At 66.7% G+C, this 18,020-nt stretch carries 20 protein-coding genes and 1 pseudogene; 2 read left to right on the top strand and 19 right to left on the bottom strand.

The window, feature by feature from the left end; all coding sequences use genetic code 11:
* The 14 genes from SynRS9909_RS04385 to SynRS9909_RS04450 all read right to left on the bottom strand — a co-directional run bounded on the left by SynRS9909_RS04385 (position 1) and on the right by SynRS9909_RS04450 (position 11,573).
* Complete coding sequence (locus SynRS9909_RS04385) at positions 1-1,020, bottom strand: ABC transporter permease (protein WP_007100267.1); 1,020 nt, start codon at positions 1,018-1,020, stop codon at positions 1-3.
* A complete protein-coding gene (locus tag SynRS9909_RS04390) occupies positions 1,020-2,594 on the bottom strand; it encodes an ABC transporter substrate-binding protein (RefSeq protein ID WP_007100266.1) in 1,575 nt (524 codons plus the stop codon). The genes SynRS9909_RS04385 and SynRS9909_RS04390 overlap by 1 nt, the downstream gene beginning before the upstream one ends.
* The gene (locus tag SynRS9909_RS04395) at positions 2,595-2,801 is read right to left on the bottom strand and encodes a hypothetical protein (protein ID WP_370587893.1); all 207 of its coding nucleotides are present in this window, start codon (positions 2,799-2,801) and stop codon (positions 2,595-2,597) included.
* Positions 2,802-2,978: 177 nt separating this feature from the next.
* A complete protein-coding gene (locus SynRS9909_RS04400) occupies positions 2,979-4,301 on the bottom strand; it encodes a homoserine dehydrogenase (protein ID WP_007100264.1) in 1,323 nt (440 codons plus the stop codon).
* A 36-nt stretch (positions 4,302-4,337) separates the two neighbouring features.
* Positions 4,338-4,799 (bottom strand): SufE family protein, encoded by a 462-nt coding sequence (locus tag SynRS9909_RS04405; RefSeq protein ID WP_007100263.1) that lies wholly within the window; start codon positions 4,797-4,799, stop codon positions 4,338-4,340.
* 6 nt (positions 4,800-4,805) lie between these two features.
* Positions 4,806-5,288 carry a hypothetical protein gene (locus tag SynRS9909_RS04410; protein ID WP_038001499.1) on the bottom strand — a complete coding sequence of 161 codons (483 nt, stop codon included), beginning with the start codon at positions 5,286-5,288 and terminating at the stop codon, positions 4,806-4,808.
* Between the two features lie 78 nt (positions 5,289-5,366).
* Positions 5,367-5,597: a hypothetical protein gene (locus SynRS9909_RS04415; protein WP_162858286.1), complete on the bottom strand. Its 231-nt coding sequence runs from the start codon at positions 5,595-5,597 to the stop codon at positions 5,367-5,369.
* A gap of 44 nt (positions 5,598-5,641) precedes the next feature.
* Entirely contained in the window at positions 5,642-6,244 is a 603-nt protein-coding gene (locus SynRS9909_RS04420) for a 5-formyltetrahydrofolate cyclo-ligase (protein WP_007100260.1), read from the bottom strand.
* Entirely contained in the window at positions 6,241-6,723 is a 483-nt protein-coding gene (gene ruvC / locus SynRS9909_RS04425; RefSeq protein WP_007100259.1) for a crossover junction endodeoxyribonuclease RuvC, read from the bottom strand. Before ruvC ends, SynRS9909_RS04420 begins: the two co-directional genes overlap by 4 nt.
* 23 nt (positions 6,724-6,746) lie before the next feature.
* A complete protein-coding gene (gene bchI, locus SynRS9909_RS04430) occupies positions 6,747-7,835 on the bottom strand; it encodes a magnesium chelatase ATPase subunit I (RefSeq protein WP_007100258.1) in 1,089 nt (362 codons plus the stop codon).
* On the bottom strand, positions 7,832-9,244 hold the full coding sequence (locus SynRS9909_RS04435) for a DUF3370 domain-containing protein (protein WP_007100257.1): 1,413 nt from the start codon (positions 9,242-9,244) through the stop codon (positions 7,832-7,834). The genes bchI and SynRS9909_RS04435 overlap by 4 nt, the downstream gene beginning before the upstream one ends.
* Positions 9,241-10,398 carry a serine hydrolase gene (locus SynRS9909_RS04440; RefSeq protein WP_007100256.1) on the bottom strand — a complete coding sequence of 386 codons (1,158 nt, stop codon included), beginning with the start codon at positions 10,396-10,398 and terminating at the stop codon, positions 9,241-9,243. The genes SynRS9909_RS04435 and SynRS9909_RS04440 overlap by 4 nt, the downstream gene beginning before the upstream one ends.
* A gap of 27 nt (positions 10,399-10,425) precedes the next feature.
* A complete protein-coding gene (locus SynRS9909_RS04445) occupies positions 10,426-11,190 on the bottom strand; it encodes an RNA methyltransferase (protein ID WP_007100255.1) in 765 nt (254 codons plus the stop codon).
* A complete protein-coding gene (locus tag SynRS9909_RS04450) occupies positions 11,187-11,573 on the bottom strand; it encodes a cytochrome c (RefSeq protein ID WP_007100254.1) in 387 nt (128 codons plus the stop codon). The genes SynRS9909_RS04445 and SynRS9909_RS04450 overlap by 4 nt, the downstream gene beginning before the upstream one ends.
* A gap of 59 nt (positions 11,574-11,632) precedes the next feature.
* Between SynRS9909_RS04450 and petG the strand changes: the two genes are divergently transcribed.
* Complete coding sequence (petG, locus tag SynRS9909_RS04455) at positions 11,633-11,746, top strand: cytochrome b6-f complex subunit V (RefSeq protein ID WP_006041770.1); 114 nt, start codon at positions 11,633-11,635, stop codon at positions 11,744-11,746.
* Positions 11,747-11,768: 22 nt separating this feature from the next.
* Here the strand turns inward: petG and SynRS9909_RS13925 are convergent.
* The 5 genes and pseudogenes from SynRS9909_RS13925 to SynRS9909_RS04475 all read right to left on the bottom strand — a co-directional run.
* Positions 11,769-12,314: pseudogene (locus SynRS9909_RS13925) on the bottom strand (RsmD family RNA methyltransferase); the annotation flags it as partial.
* Between the two features lie 4 nt (positions 12,315-12,318).
* A complete protein-coding gene (gene hisH, locus SynRS9909_RS04460) occupies positions 12,319-12,963 on the bottom strand; it encodes an imidazole glycerol phosphate synthase subunit HisH (RefSeq protein ID WP_007100251.1) in 645 nt (214 codons plus the stop codon).
* A 14-nt stretch (positions 12,964-12,977) separates the two neighbouring features.
* Positions 12,978-13,301, bottom strand: a complete 324-nt coding sequence (gene trxA, locus SynRS9909_RS04465) for a thioredoxin (RefSeq protein WP_007100250.1) — start codon at positions 13,299-13,301, stop codon at positions 12,978-12,980.
* A gap of 248 nt (positions 13,302-13,549) precedes the next feature.
* Positions 13,550-14,713, bottom strand: coding sequence for a GuaB3 family IMP dehydrogenase-related protein (locus SynRS9909_RS04470; RefSeq protein ID WP_007100249.1), 1,164 nt, complete (start codon positions 14,711-14,713; stop codon positions 13,550-13,552).
* 70 nt (positions 14,714-14,783) lie between these two features.
* The gene (locus tag SynRS9909_RS04475; RefSeq protein WP_007100248.1) at positions 14,784-15,245 is read right to left on the bottom strand and encodes a CAAD domain-containing protein; all 462 of its coding nucleotides are present in this window, start codon (positions 15,243-15,245) and stop codon (positions 14,784-14,786) included.
* A gap of 97 nt (positions 15,246-15,342) precedes the next feature.
* Between SynRS9909_RS04475 and gyrA the strand changes: the two genes are divergently transcribed.
* Positions 15,343-18,018 carry a DNA gyrase subunit A gene (gene gyrA / locus SynRS9909_RS04480; RefSeq protein ID WP_007100247.1) on the top strand — a complete coding sequence of 892 codons (2,676 nt, stop codon included), beginning with the start codon at positions 15,343-15,345 and terminating at the stop codon, positions 18,016-18,018.
* The last annotated feature ends 2 nt before the right edge of the window (positions 18,019-18,020 follow it).

An 18,020-nucleotide genomic window follows, 5' to 3' on the forward strand; every position in this document is an offset into this window, starting at 1 on the left:
TCAGTAACGCACCCTGGGATCGAGCAGGGCCACCAGCAGATCCACGAGCACGCTCACCATCACCACCAGCGCCGCCACCACCACCACAATTCCCTGCACCACCGGGTAATCGCGTTGGTTGATGCTCTCCTGCAGCCGCAGGGCGATGCCCGGCCAGGAAAAGGTCACCTCGATCAGCAGGGCGCCGCCGATCAGGGACGCCACCGTGATCCCGGCGATGGTGAGCACCGGCAACAGGGCATTGGGGAGGGCGTGACGCAGCACCACCTGGGTTTCGCTCAGGCCGCGGCTCCGGGCTGCCTCCACGTAATCCGAGCGCAACGCCCGGCGCAGGTTGAGGCGTAGAGCGTTGGTGAAAATGCCGCTGAGCAGCAGCCCGAGGGTGCAGGCGGGCAGCAGCAGGTGACGCAAGGCCCCCTGCAGGGCGGGCCAGTCGCCACTGCGCCAGCTATCGAGAATCAGGAAACCACTGCCATCGGGGGGCACCAGGCTTGGGGGGAAACGCCCGCCCACCGGCAGCCAGCCGAGGATCACCGCAAACAGCAGTTGCACCAGCATCGCCACCCAGAAGGGCGGCAGGGCGTAGGTGCCGATGCCGTAGAAGCGACCGGCCAGGTCGAGCTTGCCCTCCGGGCGGGCGATGCCACTGAAGCCCACCGCCAGGCCGCTCAGCGCCGCCACCAGCAGGGCTGTGAGGCTCAGCTCCAGACTGGCGGGCAGGGCGCGGCGGATGATCTCCCCCACCGGCTCCTGGTTGATCAGGGCCCGGCCCAGGTCGCCGTGGAGCAGGCCGTTGAGAAAGTCGAGATATTGATGAGCGAGGGGTTGGTCGAGGCCGAGACGCGCGCGCAGCAGGGCCTTGGCCGCCGCCGGTGCGCGGCTGCCGAGCACCGCATCCACCGGATCCCCCGGGGCGACCCGCAACAGCAGAAACACCAGACTGGCGATCAGCCAGAGCATCACCGGCGCCAGGGCGAGGCGGGTGGCGCCGTAACGCAGCAGCTCCCGAGCCCGCGCCATCAGCTCTGGCTCCGCAGGCGGGCCAGATCCAACAAGCCGCTGCCATCAAAGCGCGGTGGTGCCATGTGGGTCTGGGCCCAGGCCTTGGGGGTCACCAGCCACACCGGCAGATAGGCGGCGCCTGCGGCCGCCATCGCATCGACGCGGTTCAGCTGCCGGAGCCGCGCCTCGCCCTGCAGGCTGTCGCTGCGGCGCAGGGCGGGCTCCAGGCCAGGCGTGGTCCAGAAACTGCCGCTGCTCACCGCTTCCCCGGCGTCGCAGACGTCACCACGGGAGCGGCTGCAGCTGAGCATCGGCACCAGAAACGCCTCCGGATCGGGATAGGTGGCTCCCCAGTCGAGCATCACCGCTTTGAACGCCCCCTCGCCGAGCTGACGGTAAACCGTGGTGGATTCCACGCCCTCCAGCTTCAGGTGCACGCAGTCGGGCAGATCCCGGGCCAGTTGGGCCTGCCAGGTGAGGGCCATCAGGCGGTCGGAGGGCACATTGGTGCGGTAGGTGAACGGCAGCGTCAACCGCGTGCCCTCGCAGTAGCCCGCCTGCCGGAACAACTGGCGGGCCTGGTCTGGCGCATAGCGCGGCCAGGGTTCGCTGGCGCCGCCGCGCAGGTCGGGCGGGATCAGGGAGCGCAGCGGTCGGCGTTGATCGTGACTGACGCGCCGGCTGATCAGGGGCCGGTTGAGGCTGTGGGCCAGGGCCTGGCGCACGAGTCGGTTCTGCAGCGGTGGTGCATTGCTGAGCAGGGTGATGTAGCCGATGTTGAGGGCGGGGCCGCTGCTCTGCAGCAGCAGCCCCTTGGCAGCGCGGCGATCCAGGGCCAGGCGCTGGTCTTCATCGATGGAATCCGACAGCAGCACATCCACCTCGCCGCTGCGCAGGGCACCGAACAGGGCGGTGGAGTTGCTGAGGTGGATCAGGTCGAGGCCCTGATTGCTCGGTGCCTCGCCCCAGTAGGCGGCAAACGGGCTGAGCCGTTGCTGCGTGGAGCTGAACCGCACCAGCCGGTAGGGGCCGGTGCCCACGAAGTGATCGTTGAGGAAACGGTCTCCGTACTTGGCATAGGCCTGCGGCGACACCGGGGTGAGATAGGGAGAGGTGAGCAGACTTTCCAGGGAACTGGAGGGTCTGCTGAGCCGTAAGCGCAGCAGGAAAGGTGCGGGGGTCTCGATCGCATCGATCCGATCGCCCACCACATAGCTCTGGGTGCCGATGCGCAGGAAGCGCCGCAGGCTGAAGGCCATGGCGGCGGCATCAAAGCGGCTGCCGTCGTGGAAGCGCACATCGCGACGCAGGGGAATTGTTACCGTGCGGCCCCCATCGCTGAGTTGGGGCTGGCTGGCCGCCAGCTGGGGCGTCAGCCGGCCGTCCGCCTCCCGTTGATACAGGGTGTCGCCCAGGGCGCTGAGCAGTTGAAGGGTGCCGGTGGTGCTGGCCTGGGCCGGATCCAGCGACACGATCCGTCCAGCACTGGCCACGGTGAGGCGCTGGCGATCGCGAGGCGGTTGGCAGGCCAGTTGCGTGACGCTGAGGGCGGCCAGCAATGCCGCAGCTCGCCAGCCTGAACGCCTGACCATTCAGCGGTGCGGGGCCCGGCCGGACAGCGTCGTCGACTGCTCCCGGGGAATCTGTTGCAGGGGCACTTCAAACACGCGGGAGCCACCCTTGGGCTGCAGGGGCCAGCGGCGCACCCAGCAGCGGTTGTGGGCATTGTCGACGCCGATCACCTGGAAGAGGTCGGTGCTGCTGTCGATCCGGATGCAGTCACCCTGGTGCAGATCCATGGAGGGGTGCGACACGGTTGCGCTGCAGCGTTGCCCCGGGGCTGTGATCAGTTCGTTCGGCATGAACCGCTGGGAGCACAGATCGGCAAATGCAGACCCGGCTTGTGATGGTTCTTACGACTTTGCCCCATGCCGGGGTGGGTGTGCCAGTGGGGGAACGCCACGGTCAGGGGTTCCTCAGAGACAGCCCAGATGGGCGGCGATGCCACGCACCTCCGCCTGGGTGGTGATGGCGGCCAGGGCCTGCTCGAGGTTGCCGTTGCTCACTTCATGGGTGATCACAACGATTTCGGCCCCTGCATCACTGGCATCGAACTGCACGATCGACTGGATGGAGACACCGTGTTGGCCGAAACAGGTGCCGATCTGGCCGATCACACCGGGTGCATCGTCTGTCTGGAAACGCAAATAGTTGCGTTGGCGGATCGCGCCGCTGTCCACCAGATGGCAAGCGCGCCAGCTGCTGGCGGCCAGCAGGGGATCGAGGTTGCCGTCCGCATCGTCGAGTTGGCGGATGCCGGCGATGTTGAGAATGTCGGCCACCACCGCGGACGCGGTGGGTCCGGCCCCGGCTCCCGGTCCGTAGAACATCACCCGACCGATCGGATCCCCTTCCACCAGGATCGCGTTGTTCACCCCGTGCACACCGGCGAGGGGGTGGTCGTGGGGCACGAGGGTGGGTTGCACGCGCACGGCCAGCGGCAGGGCATGGCTGCTGCCGTCAAGGCCAGCGCCATCCATCCGCTCGGCCACGGCCAGCAGCTTGACGCTGTAGTCGAGTTGGGTGGCGTAATCCACATCCCGGCCCTGCAGGCGGCTGATGCCGGCGGTGGGAATGCCGCTGCGGGGGATCGGCCCACCGAAGGCCAGGCCGGCGAGAATTGCGATCTTGTCGGCCGCATCGAGACCATCCACATCGGCGGCCGGGTCGGCTTCCGCATAGCCCAGCTCCTGGGCCTGACGCAGCACCTCGGTGTAGTCGGCGCCCTCCTGGGCCATGCGGCTCAGGATGTAGTTGGTGGTGCCATTGATGATGCCGCTCACCCGCTCGATCCGGTTGCCGCCGAGCGACTGCTTGAGCGGCTCAATGATCGGGATGCCGCCACCCACCGCCGCTTCAATCAGCACGTACACCCCGGCTGCGGCAGCAGCGGCGGCGATTTCTTCGCCATGGCGGGCGATCACCGCCTTGTTGGCGGTGACCACCGATTTGCCGGCGGCGATGGCGCGCATGATCAGGGTGCGGGCCGGCTCCAGCCCGCCCATCACCTCCACCACCACCTGCACGGCGGGATCATCCACCACCGCCTCCGGGTCGGTGGTGAGCACGGCGGGATCGAGCGCCACCGGTCGGGGCCGATCGAGATCGCGCACCGCCACCCGCACGAGGTCCAGGTCGGCCACCAGGGGGTGACGGCCATCCGGCGTCTGCAGAATCTGCGCGACGCCGCCACCGACGGTGCCCAGGCCCAGCAGGCCGATGCCGATCCTCGTCGTCATGGCGTCGTGTCCGATCCAGTCGTCAATCCAACGACTTTATGCAGCGGTGGGATCGCTGGAACGGCTGAGTTGAGCGGCCTGGGCCTGCATCATGCGCAGGATGTTGAGAAAGCCGTTGGCCCTCGACGGTGTGAGGCTCGCCTGGAGGCCGGTGGCGGCGATGAAGCTGGGATCCACGGCCTGCACCTGGTCGGGGCTGAGATCACGCAGGCCCTGGATCAACAGAGCGAGCAGTCCCTTGGTGATCAGGGCATCGGAGGCGCCTTGCCACTGCACGCTGCCATCCACCAGCCTGGCGTCCACGAACACCTGGGAGACGCAGCCCTGCACCTTGCGTTCCTCGGTCTGCAGTTCCTGGGGCATGTCCGGCAGTTTTTTGGCCAGCCAGAGCACGTATTCGTAGCGCTTGCGTGGATCGCTGGTGCTGCTGAGCCGCTCCACCAGCTTGTCCAGGTTCGGGCTGCCGTAGCGGCTCACTGCGCTGTCCCGTTCCTGCATCGCGTCTCAACCCTGGCGTGAGCGCCGCACCTTAACCAGCCAGCCGGCGCTGCCGATCAGGGCAACACCGCCGAGCAGCCCGGCCGATGGCCAGAGCTCCCGGTGGTGGTGAGGCCCTTCGCTCACCTGATCGAGTTGCACCCGGCCCTGGCGAACCGGCAGTTCCAGATAGTCGCGATGCCCGGGGCCTCCATCCACCTGCAGTTCCACGCTGCCGTTCTGAAGCTCGGCGGGCAGGGTCACCTGGAGGCGGCCGTCAGCGTCGAGACGCCCGAGCTCCGCACCGGGGCTGCCATCGGCCTTGAGAAGCCGCACCACCGCATCCTTGGTGGGTTCCCCTGAGGAGAAGCTGCTGCTGAGTTGGAGCGACCCATCGAGGTAGGTGAGGGTGCTCTCGATGGCGTGGGCCGAGGCCGGGCGAGGCATCAGGGGCAGCAGGCTGGCCAAGCCCAGGAGCAGCAGCAGGCCGAAACGGGAGGCGGCGGGCATGGCATCGGGATCAGTGGGCTTCATCCTGAGGGATCCGCCGCTCTTGTGCCAGAGGCCCTGAGCGTCAGGTCCTGGGCGTCAGCGGGCTGCTGACCAGCGGCGTGCACTGGTGGAGCGGGGCGCTTGCACCATCGTGCCCATGGCCTGCAGCATCATTTCCAGAGCCTGACTTCCTTCCCGACGACCGGCCAGTTCCCGGGCGATCACCTGTTGGACCAGGGTGGGTGCTTCCTGGCTGTGCTGTTCCAGTCGCTGGGCGGGACTGATCGGATGGGCTTCAGGCACGGCATCGCACGGCACTTCAGTCATCCTGTCAAACCCTCGCTGCATTCCATAATTGTTGTGCGTGTTGCTCAACAGCCTGTAAGGCAAGTGCAACCGCATTCGCTGATCCAGCCATCAAAGGGTTGATCCCAGGGGTCTCGGGGTAGCGGTTCCTGGCTGACGCAGGCGTCGGGCAGCACCACCAGGGCCGGTACGGCTCGCCAGGCCGCCTGGGCGCGCAGACGGTCGTAGTAGCCACCGCCGTAACCCAGCCGGATGCCTGTGCGGTCGATCGCCAGGGCCGGCACCAGCAGCAGGGCCAGCTGCTGCGGTGGCAGCGCCGGTTGATCCCGTGGCGCCGGGATGCCGCAGCCATCCGGTGCCAACGGGCTCGCTCCCCAGAGGTGATAGTGCAACCGGCCTTCGCCATCAGCGGCGGGAAGGGCAACGGGCTGACCAGGGCTTGGCTGGAGTCTGCGCAGATCCACCTCGCCGGCTAACGGCCAATAGATCCCCACGGTTCCCTGCAGGAGTCCGAGGCGTTCGCGACGTGTGAGCTCCAGCTCCACCTGATGGCGGATCTGCTCCTCTGGATCGATCGGATCCTTCGACGCCGCCAGGGCGGCACGCCGCTGTTGGCGGTAGTGCCGCCGAAGCTCGATTTTTTCGGCAGCCGGGTCTGGATCCCTCATCGCTGGAACCAGCCGGTGAGCGCCACCGCCAGGGCATCGGCGGCGTCATCGGGTCGGGGCGGTTCGCTCAGATCGAGTTCGCGCATCACCGCTTCCAACACCTCATCTTTTTCGGCGTGGCCATGACCGGTGAGTGCCTGCTTGATCTGCATCGGCGGAAACTCCACAGCCGGAATGCGGAACCGCGCCAGGGTCATCATCAAGACCCCGCGGGCCTGCACCACCGCAATCGTGGTGCTGGAGCGATAGAAGAAAAACTTCTCCACCGCCGCCAGATCCGGTTTCCAGCTGCGGATCAGCAGGCGCAGATCGTGGGCGATCTCCACCATTCGCTCACCCTCGCTGCGGCCGGGGTCGGTGCGGATCATGCCGCAGTCGAGCATGCGCTGCGTTCCGGCACTCACGCCCGAGCCAGCCGTCACCTCGATCAGGCCATAGCCCACGCGGGCGAGGCCTGGGTCAAGACCGAGGATGCGCATGGGGGCTGACGTTGACGGGTGCGTCAGGCGGCCAGGGCGAGTTCGAAGGCGCCGCGGTCGTTGCTTTCACCCCGCTCGAACACCTTGCAGAACACTTTCACGACGCGGTCGCCGGAATCCACCTGCTCGAGTGGATCCTTGCGGAGGCGGTGGCGGAGGCAGCAGGAGGCGACGCGGGCCACATCCTCTTCAGTGACTTCGGTGCGGCCCTCAAAGGCCGCCAGGGCCCGGGCGGCCCGATTGGTCACGATGTCGCCGCGCAGGCCATCCACATCCAGTTCACCGCAGATCGCCGAGATGCGCAGGCGCAGGTCAGCATCGATCTGCACCTGGGACAGGCGACCCTGGGCTTCCACCACCCGCTGTTGCAGCGCCTGCTGATTGGCCTCCACCGCCGCACTGAACCCCTCAGGATCGCTGTCGAAGGCGGTGCGTTGATCCACCACCTGCACGCGCAGCTCGGGGTCACGCACCGTGCGCACCTCCACACTCATGCCGAAGCGATCGAGCAGCTGGGGCCGTAGTTCCCCCTCCTCCGGGTTGCCGGAGCCGATCAGCACGAAGCGGGCCGGGTGGCGCACCGACACGCCCTCCCGTTCCACGGTGTTCCAACCCGAGGCGGCGGAATCGAGCAGCACATCCACGAGGTGATCGTCGAGCAGATTCACCTCATCCACGTAGAGCAGGCCGCGGTTGGCCTTGGCCAGCAGCCCGGGTTCAAACGCACGAACCCCCTCGCTCAGCGCTTTCTCGATGTCGATCGTGCCGCAGAGGCGGTCTTCGGTGGCGCCCAGGGGCAGGTCCACCATGGGCACCTGGCGGGTTTCGGTGGCCAGGCTCTCGCCATGCTCCAGGCGCTGGCGCACCTCGCTGCTCTGGAGATCGGGGTCGGTGGCGGAGCTGTTGTAGGGATCGCCAGCCACCACCTCAATGCCCGGGAGCAGGTCGGCGAGGGCGCGAATCGTGGTGGATTTCCCGGTGCCACGGTCGCCCATGATCATCACGCCGCCGATGCGCGGGTCGATCACATTGAGCAGCAGGGCCAGCTTCATCTCTTCCTGGCCGATCACGGCGGTGAAGGGGAAGACCCTGCGCTTCCGGGTTGAACTCACGGGCTGACGCTCGGCACAGGGGTGGATTGTTTCACAGGCAGGATGGAGAGCACCTGGGGCGGTGTCGCATCGGCGGGATAGATCAGCCGCACCCGCACCCGACGACTTTCGCCCGGTGCAAGCGTCACCGTGCCCAGCGCTGGCCCCTCCTCCCCCTGGCGCAGCACCAGATGGAAGCGGCGCGCTCCGGCTGGCCGGCCCTGGCTGCCGTCGAGGCCGCTCACCTCGATCGGTCCGCGGAACATCACCGGGCCTTTGGCGGGCGATTGGAAGCGCAGGCTGCGGTTGGTGCTGCCGTTCTTGAAGGGAGAGTCCAGCGCCACCACCACCCGGCGCCGCCCAGGCCCGGGATTGCGCAGGGGGAGGGTGAGGTCGTACTCCACGCCGTAGTTGCCATGGGCGGCCCAGGCCGTGCCCTCGGAGAACACCTTCAGCTCGGCGGTCTGCACCTGGCCGGTGCCGAGATCGCCCCGCTCCAGGCTGCTGATCGGCCAGGAGATCGGCGCCTCCTGTACGTTCAGGCTGTTGGCGCCGGGGTCGGTGAGGGTGGCCTGCCAGAGGCTGCCGATCTGCACGCCGCTGACGCGGGAGTAGATGATCTTGCCTCGGCTGCCGCGTGGGGTGGGCGTGTGTTCTTTCGGGCTGAGCGTGCCGGAGGCCAGCAGCTCCTGCCAGCGGGCGAGCGTGGGGGCGCGTTTGCCGCTGCCGTAGGCGGCCAGGGTGGCGAGATGCACGGGAGCGGAACTGCGCAGCCGCATCTGCAGATTGCGGCCGTTGAGCAGCGGATCCAGGCCGGCCACCGGGATCGGCAGCACCACCAGGGCGCTGGCCTGGCCGGGGGCGATCTCCCAGCGGGTCGGCAGCTCCGGCGCCCGTTCGCGCCGGAGCAGATCGCCGGCCACCCGGCTGCCGGGCCCGGCAGCGATCGGTGTGCTGGTTTCCGCCATCAGGTTGGGCAGGGGCAGGAACGGTGCTGCGGTCTGTCCCTTGCGGGTGGCCTGGGAGAGGGAGGTGCTGCCACCGAGAAGCTCCAGCGTCACCGGTTGCTCACCCACCGGCTGCACCAGCACCGCCAACCAGAGGGTGGAGTCGAGCTCCTCCGGCTTGCCGGCATACACGTGATGGCTGAACAGATCAAAGCGACCGTTGAGAGCCAGATTGAGGCCGGGCGATGCGGGGAAGGTGGAGAGCAGGATGCCCTCGCCTGTGATCAGCTCGGGATTGTTGTCGTTCACCATCAGCACGCCATCGAGCTGACCTGGCAGGGGCCTCAGCTGCTGCTGGCGCTGCTGGTCGCTCACCGCCGGTGTCGATGCTGCAGGGCCGGGGCCGTTGGCCCTGGCCACCGGCAGGGGAGCCAGTACCAGGGGAAGGGCGGCGAGGGTGCGAAGCAGGCGCGGGGCCGTCATGGCTGCGGTGGAGCTGGCGCCACTGTTTTAGGTGACTTGCGCGGCAGCGGCGGTTTGGGCTTGAGCACCGGCGCCATGGCTGCTGCCATGGCGCGGATCAGTTCGGTGGAGCGGGGGTCATTGAAGGGGCCCTTCACCAGAAAGGCCGCCACGGCCCGACTGCCGTCGGGCAATTCGATCAGGCCCGCATCGGCGTAGGCGATGCCGATGTCTCCGGTTTTGTTCAGCACCCGGTAGCCCTTCACCATCAGGCTGTCGTCCGGTTCTCCCTGTTCGCCGCCCAGGCCCTTGAGCAGCCCTCCGGGCAGCAGGCGGTTGGTGCGCGAGGTTGCCATCACCTCCCGGAACAGATCGCGGCTGCGGGTGCTCAACACCTCGCCGGTGTCCACCAGGGCGATCGAACGGGCGAGATCGCGGGCGCTGGTGGTGTTGGTGCCCTCCAGATCGGGCAGCCAGTTGTTCACCACCGTGGCGCTGAGGCCCAGGGCGTTGAAGCGTTCATTGAGCAACTCCTTTCCTCCGACCCGCTCGATCAACAGATTGGTGGCGGTGTTGTCGCTCACCCGGATCATTTCTGTGGCCACCTCATGGGTGGGGAAGCGACTGCCCAGAGGTTTCGAGGCCATCCAGCCGGCGCCCCCACCCACCGTGGTTTTGCTGAGGGTGAGCGGTTCGTTCCAGCTGAGGTCGCCGGCATCGAGCAGCTCAAGCGCCACCAGCAGGATCGGTGTTTTGATCGAGCTGGCGGCGGGCAAGGCCGTGTCGGGGCTCAATTCCGCGTAGCGCCCATCATCGAGTTTCAGCAGAAAGGCGCTGGCCTGGAGATCTTTCTCAGCAGCTGCAAGCGCTCGCCAGCGTTGGCTCAGGGCGGTGATTTCCTCCTTCGTCTCGAACCGCCCCAGGCTGGTGGCCATGGTGCTGGCGGTGTTGGTGGCCTGGGGCTGGCGTCCCGGGGCGAGGGCTGCCCCCTGAAGCCGATCGAGATTGAGCCAGGCGGGGAGTGTCACGTTGCCCTGCTGCACCTGGGGCGCCAGCATCTTCAAGGCGGATCCGCTGATCACACCCAGCCCCACGCCCATCAGCAGCAGGCGCAGCAGCAGCAGGAGGGGGCGGCGCCAGCCAGGATCTTGACGTCTGGAACGGCTGCTGCTCACCGGGGGGTTGCGTTGGCTCGCCCGAGGTTAAGAGCGTTGTTGCCTCAGTGCCCAGCGCAGTTGACGCACCATGCCGCGGAGCATGGCCACCTCATCGCTACGGATCAGGGCCCGTTGCAACAGCCCCCGCACTTTGGCCATGCGGGCATGGGCGGTGTGCTCCAGCAGGAACCCCGTCTCCAGGAGCAGGCTGCGGGCCGCCTCAAGGCAATCCTCCAGCTGTTGCGGCGCGGCCGGATCCAGATCCAGGGCAGGGGCGGCAACCGGTTGGCGCCGGCAACGCTCCAGCTCGTGCAGCACCACAGCCACGGCGTGCGACAGGTTGAGGGAGGGATAGTGGGGATCGCTGTACAGAGCGATCACCCGCTGGCTGAGCAGCAATTCGTCATTGCTCAGGCCGCGGTCCTCGCGCCCGAACACGAGGGCAGCGGCGGCCTGGCTCGCTTCCGCTGCGCCATGGTCAGCCAGCAGCCAGGGCAGCACCTGTTCCGGCGGATGCAGTGGGATCGTGCCATGGTCGAGGCGGCCGCAGGTGGCCACCACGCGGCGGCAACCGTGGAGAGCGCTGATCAGGTCGGGATAGTGCGTCGCCGAGTCCAGAACGGCCTGGCCATGCACGGCCATGCGGCGGGCCTCCGGGTCGGCGGGGTTGCAGCGTGGTGCCACCAGGCGCAGATCGGTGATGGCGTAGTTGGCGCAGAGGCGGGCGACGCTGCCCAGGTTGATCGGTCCAGCCGGCTCCACCAGCACCACACAGAGCCGTGGTGCGCCAGGGGCGTTGACCTGGCTCATTCCAGGGATTTCAGGTAGGCGAGCAGATCGGCCATCGTCTGAGGTTCCACCTCAAAACGGGGCATGGGAGGAGTCGCGCCGCTGACGACCTGATGGATGAGCGAGGGGTCGCTGCGACGGTCCGCCACGCCATGAAGGTTGGGGCCCACAAGCCCTTGGGCGGCAATGCCATGGCAGCCGGCGCAGTTGATGCGGAACACCTGGCCGCCGTGGTCCGCATCGCCGTTGAGCATGCGGGTGGCCTGCACGTAGGGATCGCGGCTGGCGTTGCCCATCACCCAGACCACCAGCACGATGCAGGCGACAGCCGCCAGGATCACCAGCCCGGTGATCAGACCCCGATGGCGACCGGCGGGCGCTGCAGCGGTTGATGACGGTGCCATCGCAAAAGCGTCCCGGCCATGGAACAATTGTGCTCAATCTTTTCATCGGGCGCGACTCCATGATCGAACCCCTGCTCTGCGGCATCGTTCTCGGTCTGATCCCGGTCACCCTGCTCGGTCTGTTTGTGGCGGCCTGGAATCAGTACCGCCGGGGCAGTGCTCTGGGAGGCTGAGCACCAGCACGCCACAGCTGCCGTAGCGCCTTCGATCAATCAGATCCCAGCTCCCTTCCACAGTGGGGGGATCGTGGCTGGCGTGCTCGCAGATCACCAGAGCCCCCGGCCGTAGCCATGCGCCGCAGCGCAGCGCCTCCAGGCCTGGGCTGTAGAGCCTGGCGGCGTAAGGAGGGTCGAAATAGACCAGATCGAAGCCGGGATCGTCGCTGGGGCGGCCTCGGTTCAGCCAATGGATCAGATCGGCGCTCACCACCTGCACTGTGGGGGCTGGATCCACGCCTGAGGCGATGGTGTCCAGGTTGGTTCGGCAGATCGCGGCCGTGCCGCGATGACGTTCGATCGCCACCACGCGGGAGGCCCCTCGTTCGATCGCTTCGCATGCCATCACGCCGCTGCCGCTGCACAGATCGAGCCAATGGCAGCCGTGCAGACGCGGGGCGAGCCTGTTCATCACGGCGGCGCGCACCAGTCCTGTGGTCGGACGGGTTTCGGGGCCGCGTGGGCTCTGGAGCCGTCGACCGCTGCTCAGTCGCAGCTGAGCTCTCGCACCACCCTTCCGGTTCACATCGTCACGCTGAACTGCCCGTTGGGGGAGCGCCCTGTTGCAGCCAGCTCAGCCAATGCTGGAGCAGGCGCTGGCCGGCGCGAGCCGATTTTTCAGGGTGGAACTGGCAGGCGCCGATGCGGCCTTGCCACACGATCGCGGTGGCGTCGCCGCCGCCGAAGCGGGCGCTGGCGGCGCGCACTGAGGCGTTGCCGGGATGGGCCGCATAGGAATGCACGAAATACATCCATGCCTCCGTGTCGTCGGGATGCAGCACCGGGCAGGGATGGAGTCGCTGCAGACGGGCCCAGCCCATATGGGGAATTCTCTCGCCAGCATCCTCAGGCAGCCGGGTGACGCGGCCGCGCAACAGGCCGAGCCCGGCGCGCTGGCCTTCCTCGCTGCTGTCAAACAGCAACTGCAAACCGAGGCAGATGCCCAGCAAGGGTCGGTCCTGCTTGCCCCAGAACTTCAGCTGGGGGACCAGCCCGGTGGCCTCCAGTTGCTGCATGGCGGGGTCAAACGCCCCCACGCCAGGAAGAATCAGGGCGTCGCAGCTCTGCAGATGGTCCGGAGTCTGAACGGTGTCCAGGCTCACGCCCAAACGCTGGAAGGACGTCTGCACGGAGTGCAGGTTCCCCATGCCGTAATCGATCAGGCCGATCCGCAAAGGTGACGGCGCCTTCAGATGTATTTGGAGATGGTGCCTGAGAGGGTGGCTTTGGGAACAGCACCCACCACGGTGTCCACCTTCTGGCCGCCTTTGAAAACCATCAGGGTCGGAATGCTGCGGATGCCGTACTGACTGGCAACGTTGGGATTTTCGTCGGTGTTGAGCTTGAAGACCTTGATCTTGCCTTCAAATTCCTTGGAGATCTCATCCACGATCGGGGCCACCATGCGGCAGGGGCCACACCAGGGAGCCCAGAAATCCACCAGCACAGGCACGTCGCTCTGGAGGACGTCCTGTTCGAAGGATGCGTCGGTGACGGCAGCAGCGCTGGACATTCGATCTGACCGTTGGTTGAGCGAAATTTAGCAACCGGGATCGGGATTTTTTCAGAACAGCAGCCGTGCTGGTGCGAACTGTGATCCTGTGATCCACCGTTGCCGGGAAGACAAAAAGCCCGAACGCGTCGGGCCGGGGGGTGTGAGGAGTGTGTGGGCCGAAGCCCCCACACCAGAAGATTAACGCTTGTCTCGCTCCTCTCCAGTGAGACGCAAGCTGGGTGCTGGTGTGAGGTTGGGCTTGCTTGTTACTTGCCCATGCCCAGTTGCTGCGCTTTTTGATACACCTTGCCTTCGGTGAGCAAGGACGGGGCGACGACCACCTCCACCTGCTGCATGTCGCGGAGCGACTGGGCGCCGAGGGTACCCATCGAGGTTTTGAGGCAGCCGAGGAGGTTGTGGGTGCCGTCATCGAGTTTGGCGGGGCCGCGCAGAATCCGCTCCAGGCTGCCCGTGCTGCCCACGTTGATCCGGGTGCCCCGCGGCAGCACAGGGCTGGGGGTGGCCATGCCCCAGTGAAAGCCCCGGCCAGGAGCCTCTTCTGCTCGGGCAATCGGCGATCCGATCATCACCGCGTCGGCACCGCAGGCGATGCATTTGCAGATGTCACCACCGGTCACAATGCCGCCGTCGGCAATGATTGGCACGTAGCGGCCCGATTCCTGCTCATAGTCCGCCCGAGCGGCAGCGCAGTCGGCGACTGCGGTGGCCTGGGGGATGCCCACCCCTAAAACGCCCCGCGAGGTGCAGGCCGCGCCGGGTCCGATGCCCACCATCACGCCGGCAGCGCCAGCACGCATCAGTTGCAAGGCCACGTCATAGGTGACGCAATTGCCGATCACCACCGGCACCCCCATGTCGCGACACAGGGCTTCCAGGTCGAGGGTGCCCTGCCCTTCCGGGCCGATGTGGTTGGTGGACACCACGGTGGCCTGCACGAAGAAGAGGTCGGCCCCGGCTTCGGCGATCGCCTTGCCGAAGCGCAGAGCCGCGACGGGCGTGCCGCTCACGGCGGCAATGCCTCCTTTGGCCTTGATCGCTTCGATCCGCTGGCGAATCAGCTTCTCCTGCACCGGTTGGCTGTAGATCTCCTGCATCAAGGGCACGAAGGCGTCCTTGCCCACAGCGGCAATCCGATCGAGCACGCTGTTGGGATCCTCGTAGCGGGTCTGGACCCCTTCGAGATTCAGAACGCCGAGTGCACCCAGCTTGGAGAGGCGCACAGCCATGTCCACATCCACGACGCCGTCCATGGCGCTGGCGATGATCGGGATCTCCCGTTCGATGCCCCCCAGGCTCCAGCGGGTGTCAGTGACCTCCGGATCGACGGTGCGACCGCCCGGAACCAGGGCGATTTCATCGATGCCATAGGCCCGGCGAACAACCTTGGAGCGACCGAGCTGAATGTTCACCGCGAGCCAATGAAGAATCGAGACAAACTACCAAGCGGCGCCCTGGTCACCTGGTGATCGGCGCATCAGCTCATTTGGCTGGTTGGCCGCTGCCGCCACGGAAGGCCTGCCAGCGCTGGCTAAGCCCTGACACCACTTTGCGGCGCTCGTCGCTGCGGATCAGCCGGGTAACGCTGAACCAGGCCAGCCAGGAGACGCCAACCAATTCGAACAGGCGCGGCGCCAGGGGCACGCTGGCAATGGCCGCCAGCACGGCGCTGTAGATGCGCAGCACCAGAATCAGTCCCACCAGGCCTCCGGCGAGCAGCAACGGCTTGCGCAGGCGTTGCCATTGCTCACCCAGATTCTGGTCTTGCCACCAACCGCCGATCTTGGCGCTCAGTTGCTCCCATTCCCCGCCGGATTCTGACGCGTCGCCGTTGGCGGCCTGGGCCTTGGTCAGGGCAGGAATCGTGACCTGGCTGGCGATCGCCGGGTCGAGTTCTGGTGCTGTGGTCTCGGCGGGGGTGCTGCTGGTGGGGTCGGTCGTCATGGCAGGCCGCACGGATCAGGGGAAGGAGCATAGGGGGAGTGGCCCCTGCGGGTCTGTGCCGGTCGCGATAAAGTAAACAGCGGCAATCAGGTCTTTTATGGCGGATCCAGTGGGGCCCGGCAGCGGCGGTCCCGGCGAGTCCGACGACCGGATCATTCAGACCGACCTTCGTAATGAGATGTCGCGCTCCTATCTGGAGTACGCGATGAGCGTGATCGTCGGGCGGGCTCTGCCCGACGCCCGCGATGGACTCAAACCGGTGCATCGGCGCATCCTTTATGCCATGTATGAACTGGGGCTCACCAGCGACCGGCCTTACCGCAAATGCGCCCGTGTGGTGGGTGAGGTGTTGGGTAAGTACCACCCCCATGGCGACACCGCTGTCTACGACGCTCTGGTGCGCATGGCCCAGAGCTTCTCGATGTCGATGCCCTTGATCGATGGGCACGGCAATTTCGGCTCGGTCGACAACGATCCGCCGGCGGCGATGCGATACACCGAATCGCGGCTGCAGGCCCTCACCACCGACAGCCTGCTGGAAGACATCGAGGCGGAAACGGTTGATTTCGCCGACAACTTCGACGGTTCCCAGCAGGAGCCGACCGTGTTGCCCGCCCGGATCCCCCAGCTGTTGCTCAATGGCTCTGCCGGCATCGCCGTGGGCATGGCCACCAACATCCCGCCGCACAACCTGGGCGAGTTGATCAATGGTTTGCTGGCCCTGATCGAGAACCCGGAGCTTGATGACAACGCTCTGATGCGGATCATTCCGGGGCCCGACTTTCCCACCGGCGGTCAGATCCTCGGGCGCAGCGGCATCAGGGAGACCTACCTCACGGGCCGTGGCTCGGTGACGATGCGGGGTGTGGCGGCGATCGAGACGATCGAGGCTCCGGGGCGTCCTGATCGCGATGCGGTGATCATCACCGAGTTGCCGTATCAGACGAACAAGGCGGCGCTGATCGAGCGCATCGCCGAGATGGTCAACGACAAGAAACTCGAAGGCATCTCCGACATTCGCGATGAGAGCGATCGCGATGGCATGCGCATCGTGGTGGAGTTGCGTCGGGACGCCTACCCCCAGGTGGTGCTGAACAACCTGTTCAAGCTCACACCCCTGCAGAGCAACTTCAGCGCCCACATGCTGGCGCTGGTGAATGGCGAGCCGATCCTGCTCACCCTGCGCAAGATGCTCGAGGTGTTCCTCGACTTCCGGGTTGAGACGATCGAGCGGCGCACCCGCTATCTGCTGCGCAAAGCGGAGGAACGCGACCACATCCTGCTGGGCTTGCTGCTTGCCCTTGATCAGCTCGATCCGATCATTGCCCTGATTCGGGCCGCTCCCGACACCGCAACGGCACGCCAGCAGCTGCAGGAGCGCCATGGCCTCAGCGAGATTCAGGCCGATGCCATCCTGCAGATGCAGTTGCGACGGCTCACGGCACTGGAGGCCGACAAGATTCGCCTCGAACACGAAGATCTCGTTACCAAGATCGCCGACTACAAAGACATTCTCGGCCGGCGGGAGCGGGTGTTCGGGCTCATCCAGGAGGAGCTCACCCAGTTGCGCGATCGCTACCCGATCGAGCGGCGCACGGAAATCCTCGATCTTGCCGGCGGGCTCGACGATATCGACCTGATCGCGAACGAGCGCTCGGTGGTGTTGCTCACCGAAACCGGGTACCTCAAACGGATGCCGGTGAGTGAGTTTGAGGCCACCAGTCGCGGCACCCGCGGCAGGGCCGGCACCCGCAGCCAGGGTGAAGAGGCCGTGAAGCTGTTCATCGGCTGCAACGATCACGACACGCTGCTGTTGTTCAGCGACCGGGGCGTGGCCTATGCCCTGCCGGCCTACCGGGTGCCCCAATGCAGCCGCACCGCCAAGGGCACGCCGGTGGTGCAGCTGCTGCCGATCCCGCGCGAGGAGTTGATCACCTCGCTGCTGGCGGTGTCGGCATTCAACGATGACACCGATCTGCTGATGCTCACCCAGGGGGGCTACATCAAGCGCACGCGCCTGTCGGCCTTCAGCAACATCCGCTCCAATGGCTTGATCGCGATCGGGCTTGAGGACGGTGATGCCCTCACCTGGGTGCGGCTGGCGGTGCCCGGCGACAGCGTGCTGATCGGATCGCGGGCGGGCATGACCATTCACTTCCGTCTCAGCGATGAGGAGTTACGTCCGCTTGGGCGGACGGCCCGCGGTGTGCGCTCGATGAATCTGCGCGAGGGCGATGCGCTGGTGAGCATGGATGTGTTGCCCGTGGAGCTCGCCGATCGGGTGGCCCAGAGTTCCGACGACGGCGGTGAGGCTGAGGCGGATGCGGAGGACGGACCCACGGCCTCCGAGGGCCCCTGGGTGCTGGTGGCCTCGGCTTCCGGCCTGGGCAAACGGGTGCCGGTGACCCAGTTCCGATTGCAGAAGCGAGCCGGCATGGGGCTGCGGGCGATCAAGTTCCGCACCGACAGTGATGTTCTGGTGGGATTGCGTGTGCTGGGTGCGGGCGAGGAAGTGCTGCTGGTGAGCGAGAAGGGCGTGATCGTGCGCACCAGTGCCGATGCGATTCCGCAGCAGTCGCGGGCCGCCACCGGTGTGCGCCTGCAGCGACTCGACAAGGGCGATCGCCTCTCGGAGGTGGTGTTGGTGCCGCCGGCTCCCGAAGAGGACGAGGAGATCGCCGAGGGCTCGGTCGATGCAGCCGTCGATGCAGCCGGCAGCCCAGATCCCCCAGCTGTCCCAGACACCACCCCAGACACCACCCCAGACGCCTGAAC

The organism is Synechococcus sp. RS9909 (assembly GCF_014279595.1).
In the GTDB taxonomy this organism is placed as follows: Bacteria; Cyanobacteriota; Cyanobacteriia; order PCC-6307; family Cyanobiaceae; genus Synechococcus_C.

Coding starts and splice junctions, on each gene's coding strand:
- SynRS9909_RS04395 (WP_370587893.1), bottom strand. CDS start 2,801: ATGGATCTGCACCAGGGTGACTGCATCCGGATCGACAGCAGCACCGAC.
- SynRS9909_RS04405 (WP_007100263.1), bottom strand. CDS start 4,799: ATGCAGGAACGGGACAGCGCAGTGAGCCGCTACGGCAGCCCGAACCTG.
- ruvC (WP_007100259.1), bottom strand. CDS start 6,723: ATGCGCATCCTCGGTCTTGACCCAGGCCTCGCCCGCGTGGGCTATGGC.
- SynRS9909_RS04390 (WP_007100266.1), bottom strand. CDS start 2,594: ATGGTCAGGCGTTCAGGCTGGCGAGCTGCGGCATTGCTGGCCGCCCTC.
- SynRS9909_RS04420 (WP_007100260.1), bottom strand. CDS start 6,244: ATGAGGGATCCAGACCCGGCTGCCGAAAAAATCGAGCTTCGGCGGCAC.
- gyrA (WP_007100247.1), top strand. CDS start 15,343: ATGGCGGATCCAGTGGGGCCCGGCAGCGGCGGTCCCGGCGAGTCCGAC.
- SynRS9909_RS04410 (WP_038001499.1), bottom strand. CDS start 5,288: ATGCCCGCCGCCTCCCGTTTCGGCCTGCTGCTGCTCCTGGGCTTGGCC.
- SynRS9909_RS04475 (WP_007100248.1), bottom strand. CDS start 15,245: ATGACGACCGACCCCACCAGCAGCACCCCCGCCGAGACCACAGCACCA.
- SynRS9909_RS04450 (WP_007100254.1), bottom strand. CDS start 11,573: ATGGCACCGTCATCAACCGCTGCAGCGCCCGCCGGTCGCCATCGGGGT.
- SynRS9909_RS04400 (WP_007100264.1), bottom strand. CDS start 4,301: ATGACGACGAGGATCGGCATCGGCCTGCTGGGCCTGGGCACCGTCGGT.
- petG (WP_006041770.1), top strand. CDS start 11,633: ATGATCGAACCCCTGCTCTGCGGCATCGTTCTCGGTCTGATCCCGGTC.
- SynRS9909_RS04385 (WP_007100267.1), bottom strand. CDS start 1,020: ATGGCGCGGGCTCGGGAGCTGCTGCGTTACGGCGCCACCCGCCTCGCC.
- SynRS9909_RS04415 (WP_162858286.1), bottom strand. CDS start 5,597: ATGACTGAAGTGCCGTGCGATGCCGTGCCTGAAGCCCATCCGATCAGT.
- SynRS9909_RS04435 (WP_007100257.1), bottom strand. CDS start 9,244: ATGACGGCCCCGCGCCTGCTTCGCACCCTCGCCGCCCTTCCCCTGGTA.
- SynRS9909_RS04445 (WP_007100255.1), bottom strand. CDS start 11,190: ATGAGCCAGGTCAACGCCCCTGGCGCACCACGGCTCTGTGTGGTGCTG.
- trxA (WP_007100250.1), bottom strand. CDS start 13,301: ATGTCCAGCGCTGCTGCCGTCACCGACGCATCCTTCGAACAGGACGTC.